At 73.4% G+C, this 6,802-nt stretch carries 6 protein-coding genes and 1 pseudogene; 5 read left to right on the top strand and 2 right to left on the bottom strand.

Going from position 1 to position 6,802, the window contains the following annotated elements; all coding sequences use genetic code 11:
* Nucleotides 1-640, bottom strand: a pseudogene (locus CR470_RS34605) (FUSC family protein); the annotation flags it as partial.
* A 135-nt stretch (nucleotides 641-775) separates the two neighbouring features.
* Here CR470_RS34605 and CR470_RS34610 point away from each other — a divergent pair.
* From CR470_RS34610 to CR470_RS34625, 4 genes are all read left to right on the top strand, one after another.
* On the top strand, nucleotides 776-1,207 hold the full coding sequence (locus CR470_RS34610; RefSeq protein ID WP_097871385.1) for a hypothetical protein: 432 nt from the start codon (nucleotides 776-778) through the stop codon (nucleotides 1,205-1,207).
* 124 nt (nucleotides 1,208-1,331) lie between these two features.
* Nucleotides 1,332-1,982, top strand: a complete 651-nt coding sequence (locus CR470_RS34615) for a DUF3105 domain-containing protein (RefSeq protein WP_097871386.1) — start codon at nucleotides 1,332-1,334, stop codon at nucleotides 1,980-1,982.
* Nucleotides 1,979-2,638, top strand: a complete 660-nt coding sequence (locus CR470_RS34620; RefSeq protein WP_179892472.1) for a DUF305 domain-containing protein — start codon at nucleotides 1,979-1,981, stop codon at nucleotides 2,636-2,638. The genes CR470_RS34615 and CR470_RS34620 overlap by 4 nt, the downstream gene beginning before the upstream one ends.
* A 124-nt stretch (nucleotides 2,639-2,762) precedes the next feature.
* A complete protein-coding gene (locus tag CR470_RS34625; protein WP_097871388.1) occupies nucleotides 2,763-4,010 on the top strand; it encodes an ROK family protein in 1,248 nt (415 codons plus the stop codon).
* Between the two features lie 78 nt (nucleotides 4,011-4,088).
* Here CR470_RS34625 and xylA read toward each other — a convergent pair whose 3' ends face one another.
* Nucleotides 4,089-5,255 (bottom strand): xylose isomerase, encoded by a 1,167-nt coding sequence (xylA, locus tag CR470_RS34630; RefSeq protein WP_097871390.1) that lies wholly within the window; start codon nucleotides 5,253-5,255, stop codon nucleotides 4,089-4,091.
* A gap of 238 nt (nucleotides 5,256-5,493) precedes the next feature.
* Between xylA and CR470_RS34635 the strand changes: the two genes are divergently transcribed.
* Nucleotides 5,494-6,802 (top strand): FGGY family carbohydrate kinase (locus CR470_RS34635; protein ID WP_097871392.1); only part of this gene is annotated, 1,309 nt, incomplete at its 3' end.

A 6,802-nucleotide genomic window follows, 5' to 3' on the forward strand; every position in this document is an offset into this window, starting at 1 on the left:
GATGTGTATAAGAGACAGGGGTACAGGGGCCGGGGTCGGCGGCGCACTCGGCCGCTGCCGCCAGGGCGCGGGCGACGGCCCGGCGTTCGGGGCCCTCGCGGCGGACCAGCGCGGGCGCGACGGCGACGAGCCAGGCGAACGCGCCCGCACCGAGGGTCAGGGCGAGGTGGCCGGGAATCTGCTCCGGGCGCTGCGGGGCGAAGAGGGCGGCGGAGCTGACGAAGGTGAGGATCACATGGCCGGGCGGTCCGATCCGGGTGGCGTCGCACAGCACCTTCTGGGCGGCGGCGAGCAGCGCCCCGACCGCGATGAGCACGGCGGTCGATCCGGTGAGCGACGCGGTGACCAGCGAGACGGCGAGAGAGGCCGTCATGCCGAGCACCACGCCCGCGACGGCCCCGGCCCGACGGGCGTACGGCAGGCCGTGGCCGTAGAGCGCGCAGAGCGAACCGGCCATGGTGTACATCACGAGGTCCGGCCGACCGATGGCCAGGAGCGTCAGATGCGGTACGGCGGAGGCGACGACCACGCTGAGGGCGGGCTTGAACCAGGTGTCCGAGGGCCGCGAGAGCCGGAAGGCCGAGGCCAGCGGGAGACTGCGGACGGGAGGCTTCCCCGCCAGGATAGGTGTATCGGTCACTCATATACGTTAACAGGTATTACACCGGTAAATCATTTGGACTCTGTTCGAGCGGCGACGACTCGGGCACACTGTCCCGCGGACAGCGCGACCCATATTCTTTGAACTTTCATGCACCCACTACGATGGCGGGCGATGACCAGGGTGAGCACGCGGACCGACCGGCAGCGGTACCGCTCCCGCACGCCCCTCGCCCTGGGCTGGGTGTTCTTCCTGCTGGCCATGCTCTTCTGCTGCTCGGTCACCACCTCGTCCGCCGTCGCCCCGGTCGCGGCGGGCCCTGCCGGGGCGAGCGCCGTCCGGGCCTTCACCCCGACGCCCGACGCCGCCTTCGAGCCGGTCGTCATGGCCTCCCCGGCGGACCGCGGGCTCGGGACGTCGTGCCACGGCGGCTCGGCACACACGGCGGCCGTCGTGCTTCCGGCCTCGTCCGCCCCCGTCACCGTTCCCTCGCCCGTGGCCTTCGTCCCGGCGCCCCCGCTCACCGGCGCGGCGGCCATCCGGGGTCCCGCGCACGACGGTGTGCGTTCCGTCGATCAACTACGCCTTCAGGTCCAGCGGATCTAGAGGCCGGGTCCGCTCTCCCGCCGCGCCCCGGCGCCGGTTCACCGGGAGCGGTCTTTCGCCTGCCCGCATCCCTTCCCCCTTCATGCATCGCCTGTATGCATCGGTTGAACGACGAGGACTCCCCATGGCTTCCGCCAAGAACCAGAACAACCCGGCCTCAGCGCGCCGCGCCAAGCTCGAAGAAGCCCGCCGCAAGGAGCGCGCCCGCGAGCGGCGCGGCCGCATCATCACCATCAGCGCCTCGGTGGCCGTGGTCGCCGCCCTGGTCGCCGGAGGCGGCTACCTGATGTCGCAGGCGAACGAGAAGGACAAGAAGGAGGAGCAGGCCAAGACCTCGCCGGTCACCGGCGAGCGCAGCTGGGACAAGCTGACGCAGGAGCACGTGACGACCAAGGTCGACTACCCGATGAACCCGCCCGTCGGCGGCGACCACAACCAGGTGTGGATGAACTGCAACGCCGACGTCTACACCGACGAGATACCGAAGGAGAACGCCGTGCACTCGCTGGAGCACGGCGCGGTCTGGGTCACGTACAACGACAAGGCCTCGGACGCCGACATCGAGGCGCTCACCAAGAAGGTCAAGTCGACCCCCTACTCCCTGATGAGCCCGGTCAAGGACCAGAAGGACCCGCTGATGCTCAGTGCGTGGGGCAAGCAGGTGACGGTCAAGAGCGCCACGGACGACCGGGTCGCGCAGTTCTTCACCAAGTACGTGCAGGGCCCGCAGACCCCCGAGCCGGGGGCCGCCTGCACCGGCGGGCTGGACAAGTGACCGCCCTGGCGCCTTCCGGCTCCAACCGCCGGATGGTCCTCGCGGGGGCCGCCGTGCTGCTCGTGGCGCTGGGGCTGGTGGCGCTGATGGTCGTACGCCCCTCAGCGGCCTCCCCGTCCGGGGCGTCCCCGGCGGCGCTGTCCGCTCCGGCGGAGGACTCCGTGGACGCGGGCTTCGCCCGCGACATGGCGATCCACCACCAGCAGGCGGTCGAGATGTCGTTCATCGTGCGGGACCGCACCGACGACGAGGACGTGCGGCGTCTCGCGTACGACATCATCAACACCCAGGCCAACCAGCGCGGCATGATGCTGGGCTGGCTGGAGCTGTGGGGGCTGCCGAAGAGCGCGGCCGGGCCGCCCATGGAGTGGATGGGGCACACCCTCACCCCCACCGACGACGGTTCGCTGATGCCGGGCATGGCCACCGACGCGGAGCTGGCGGCCCTCACGGCCGCGAAGGGCGAGAAGGCCGAGGTGCTGTTCCTGCGGCTGATGACCGTGCACCACCGCGCCGGTGCGGACATGGCGCAGGCGGCCGCCGGTGCGGCGAGGACGGACGCCATCCGGGATCTGGCGGCGGGCATGGTCCGCGGCCAGCAGTCGGAGATCGGCCTGATGGCGGACATGCTGAAGGACCGGGGCGCCAAGCCCTGAGCGCCCGGTCCGAGGGGGTGGTCGCGGCCGGACGGCCGCAACCACCCCCTTCCCCCGTCTCCGCGATACCGCACGTTCCCGCACCCCCGCCGGGAGCCCCGCATCACATAGGCTCGGCGACGATATGAAGAGCATCCTCACTCCGCTGGGGCCCAAGGCCGACAAGGACACCGTGCGACGGCACAATCTGAGCCTGGTACTCCGCGCCGTACGGGACGAGGGCGAGCGCGGCGAGGCGACCCGGGCCGGGGTGGCCGCCCGGGTCGGCCTGACCCGGGCCGCTGTGTCCTCGCTCGTCGAGCAGCTGATGGAGTGCGGGTTCCTCACGGAGTCGGGCAAGACGTTCAGCGGGCAGGCCGGCCGCCCCGGCACCGCGCTGAAGGTGGCCCGGACCGGCCCGGCCGGGCTCGGCGTGGAGATCAACATCGATTACGTCTCGGTGTGCGTGGTGGACCTGGCGGGCACCGGCCGGGTCCGGCAGACCGAACACCTCGACAACCGGGGCGCGCCCGCGGCCGAGGCCCTGGCCCGGGCGGCCCGGATCGCCGCGCGCACCCTGGAGTCGGCGTACGAGCAGGAGTTGCGCCCGGTCGGTGCGACGCTGGCGCTGCCGGGTCTCGTCTCCGGCGGATCGGTGCGGCAGGCCCCCAACCTCGGCTGGAACGAGGTCCCGGCGCAGGCGCTGTTCGCCGACGCGCTGGCCTCCCTGCGCCCCGGCCACCCGGTGCTGCCGGTCGCCTCGGAGAACGAGGCCAATCTCGCGGCGCTGGCCGAGCTGTGGTTCGGCGGCCTCGGGGATGTGCGCAGTTTCCTCTATCTGACCGGGGAGATCGGGGTCGGCGGCGCACTCGTCCTGGGCGGCGAACTGCTGCGCGGCGCCCACGGTTTCGCCGGGGAGATCGGGCACGTGGTGGTGGATCCGGCGGGGCCGGAGTGCCGGTGCGGTTCGCGGGGGTGCCTGGAGCAGTACGCCGGTCAGGCGGCACTGCTGCGGGCGGCCGGGATCGAGGGCCTCGGCGGCGCCTCCGGGGTGCTGGAGCTGGAGCGGCGCGCCGGCGCCGGGGACCCGCGCGCGGTGGCCGCGGCCGGTGAGGCGGGCCGGATGCTGGGCCGGGTGCTGTCGGGGGCGGTGAACCTGATCGACCCGGACGCGGTGGTGCTCGGCGGGATCTACCGGGGACTGATGCCGTGGCTGGCGCCGCCCGCCGACGAGGAGCTGACCGGCCGGGTGGTGTCGGGGCTCTGGTCCCCGGGCAGCGGGCGGCTCCGGGCGTCGTCGGTGGCGGGCGACGCGGCACGGGGCGCGGCGGCGCTCGTGGTGCAGGACGTGCTGGACGATCCGGTGGCGTACGCGGAGCCGTCCGGCGGCTGAGCCGGGCCCGTCCGGCCCCGGCTCAGCCGGTGGGTGAGCCGGGCCCGGTGGGTCGGCCCGGTGAGTCGGCCCGGTGGGTCAGCGCACGGCGAGGAGGTGGTCCATGGCGAGCTGGTCCAGCGCCTCGAAGGCCATGCCGCGGGCCGCGGCGGCGTCCACGTCGAAGTCCTCGTACGCGCCGCGGTCGGCGAGCAGGCCCGCCAGGCCGTCGCCGGCGGTGGGGCGCGCCAGTTCGTCCAGGCGGGACGCGCGCAGGGCTTCCCGGACCTCGGGGTCGGCGCGGAAGGCGGCGGCCCGCTCCTTGAGGATGAGGTAGTTGCGCATACAGCCCGCGGCCGAGGCCCAGACACCGTCGTAGTCCTCGGTGCGCGGGGGCTTGAAGTCGAAGTGGCGGGGCCCTTCGTAGCCGCTCTCCAGCAGGTCGACGAGCCAGAACGCCTGGCGCAGGTCGCCCGCGCCGAAGCGCAGGTCCTGGTCGTACTTGATGCCGGACTGGCCGTTGAGGTCGATGTGGAAGAGTTTGTCCGCCCACATGGCCTGGGCGATGCCGTGCGGGAAGTTGAGCCCGGCCATCTGCTCGTGACCGGTCTCCGGGTTGACGCCGACCAGCTCCGGGCGCTCCAGGCGCTCGATGAAGGCCAGGGCGTGGCCGATGGTGGGCAGCAGGATGTCGCCACGCGGCTCGTTCGGCTTGGGCTCGATGGCGAAGCGGAGGTCGTAGCCCTGCTCGACGACGTACTCGCCCAGCAGGTCGAAGGCCTCCTTCATCCGGTGGAGGGCGACGCGGACGTCCTTCGCCCCGCCGGACTCGGCCCCCTCACGGCCGCCCCACGCCACGAAGGTGCTCGCGCCGAGCTCGACGGCGAGGTCGATGTTGCGCAGGGTCTTGCGGAGTGCGTAACGGCGTACGCCCCGGTCGTTGGCGGTGAATCCGCCGTCCTTGAAGACGGGATGGGTGAAGAGGTTCGTCGTCACCATGGGCACGACGAGCCCACTGTCGTCGACCGCCTTGCGGAAGCGCTTGACGATCCTTTCGCGCTCGGTCTCCGGCGCCCCGAAGGGGATCAGGTCGTCGTCGTGGAAGGTCACCCCCCAGGCGCCCAGCTCCGCGAGCCGCCGCACCGACTCGACGGGGTCGATGGCCGCGCGGGTCGCGTCGCCGAAGGGGTCCCGGCCCTGCCAGCCCACGGTCCACAGGCCGAAGCTGAACTTGTCCTCGGGGGTGGGGGTGAAGCGTTCCGTCATGGTCGTCCGACCGCCTTCGCCTGCCGTCGGGACGCCCGGCCAGCAGCCCGGCACCCCTATTTGTTCAGTGTCATGACTAATCAAGCACACCGCACCCCGGGCACGGAACCCCCTTGGCCGCACGGAGCACCTGCGACCCCCTGTGCAGGGGGGCGCGCATCCCGTAATTTGTTCGTGCCGCAGCCGAATGATCAGCAGCCGTGCGCCAGCACGCACCCGCAGCGCGAAAGAGGTCCTCATGCCGTCACCCGCCGTCGTCATCGGCGTGGACAGCTCGACCCAGTCCACCAAGGCCGCCTTCATCGACGCCTCGACCGGCGAGCAGCTCGCCGTGGGGCGCGCCCCGCACGTGGTCACCGGCGAGGCCGGGGCCCGGGAGAGCGATCCGGAGATCTGGTGGCGGGCCCTCTGCGAGGCGGTGGCCGCCGGGCTGAAGGAGTCCGGCCTCCCCGCCCGCGCGGTCACCGGCATCGCGGTCGCCGGACAGCAGCACGGACTCGTCGTGCTGGACCGGGCGGGCCGGCCGCTGCGCCCCGCGCTGCTGTGGAACGACACCCGCTCCGCGCCGCAGGCCGCCGCCCTCACCGCCGCGCTCGGCGGGCCCGGGGCCTGGACGGCGCGGACCGGGTCCGTACCGGTGGCGGCCATCACCGCCTCCAAGTGGCAGTGGCTGCGGGAGAACAACCCGGCGAGCGCCGCGCGCGCGGCTGCGGTCCGGCTCCCCCACGACTTCCTGACCGAACGCCTCGCGGGCGTCGCCGCCACCGACCCCGGGGACGCCTCGGGCAGCGGCTGGTACTCCACCGCGACCGGCGCCTACGACCCCGACCTGCTGGAGCTGCTCGGCCTCGACGCGGCCCTGCTGCCGGAGGTCGCTCCCACCGGCGCGGCCCGGATCGGCTCGCTCACCGGGGCGGCGGCGAAGGCGCTCGGGCTGCCCGCGGGCATCGCGGTGGCGGCCGGCACCGGCGACAACATGAGCGCCGCCGTGGGGCTCGGCCTCGGCGGCGGCGGGCTGCTGGACCACCCGGCCCTCAGCCTCGGCACCTCCGGCACGGTGTTCGCCGCCTCCCGCACCCGGCCCGCGTCCACCGCGCTGAACGGGTTCGCCGCCGCGGACGGCACGTACCTGCCGCTGGCCTGCACCCTCAACTGCACGCTCGCCGTCGACAAGGTGGCCGCCCTGCTCGGCCTGGACCGCGAGAACGCGGTGCCCGGCGGCGAGGCCGTCCTGCTCCCCTACCTCGACGGCGAACGGACCCCCGACCTGCCGACCGCCGCCGGGCTGCTGACCGGGCTGCGCCACGACACGAGCCGGGAGCAACTGCTGGGCGCCGCCTACGAGGGCGCGGCCGTCACCGTGCTGCGTGCCCTGGACGGCCTGCTGTCGGCCTGCGGTCTCGATCCCGACGCTCCCGAGGTCGCCGACCGCCCGCTGCGCCTGATCGGCGGCGGGGCGCAGGGGCGGGTGTGGGTGGAGACGGTGCGCCGGCTCTCCGGCCGGCCGCTCGTCATCCCGGGCAGCGGGGAGCTGGTCGCCCTCGGCG

The sequence above is a fragment of the Streptomyces sp. rh34 genome, assembly GCF_002551245.1.
Lineage (GTDB): Bacteria > Actinomycetota > Actinomycetes > Streptomycetales > Streptomycetaceae > Streptomyces.

Excerpts from the sequence above, each read along its gene's own strand:
- CR470_RS34610 (WP_097871385.1), top strand. The coding sequence starts at position 776 with ATGACCAGGGTGAGCACGCGGACCGACCGGCAGCGGTACCGCTCCCGC.
- CR470_RS34615 (WP_097871386.1), top strand. The coding sequence starts at position 1,332 with ATGGCTTCCGCCAAGAACCAGAACAACCCGGCCTCAGCGCGCCGCGCC.
- CR470_RS34625 (WP_097871388.1), top strand. The coding sequence starts at position 2,763 with ATGAAGAGCATCCTCACTCCGCTGGGGCCCAAGGCCGACAAGGACACC.
- xylA (WP_097871390.1), bottom strand. The coding sequence starts at position 5,255 with ATGACGGAACGCTTCACCCCCACCCCCGAGGACAAGTTCAGCTTCGGC.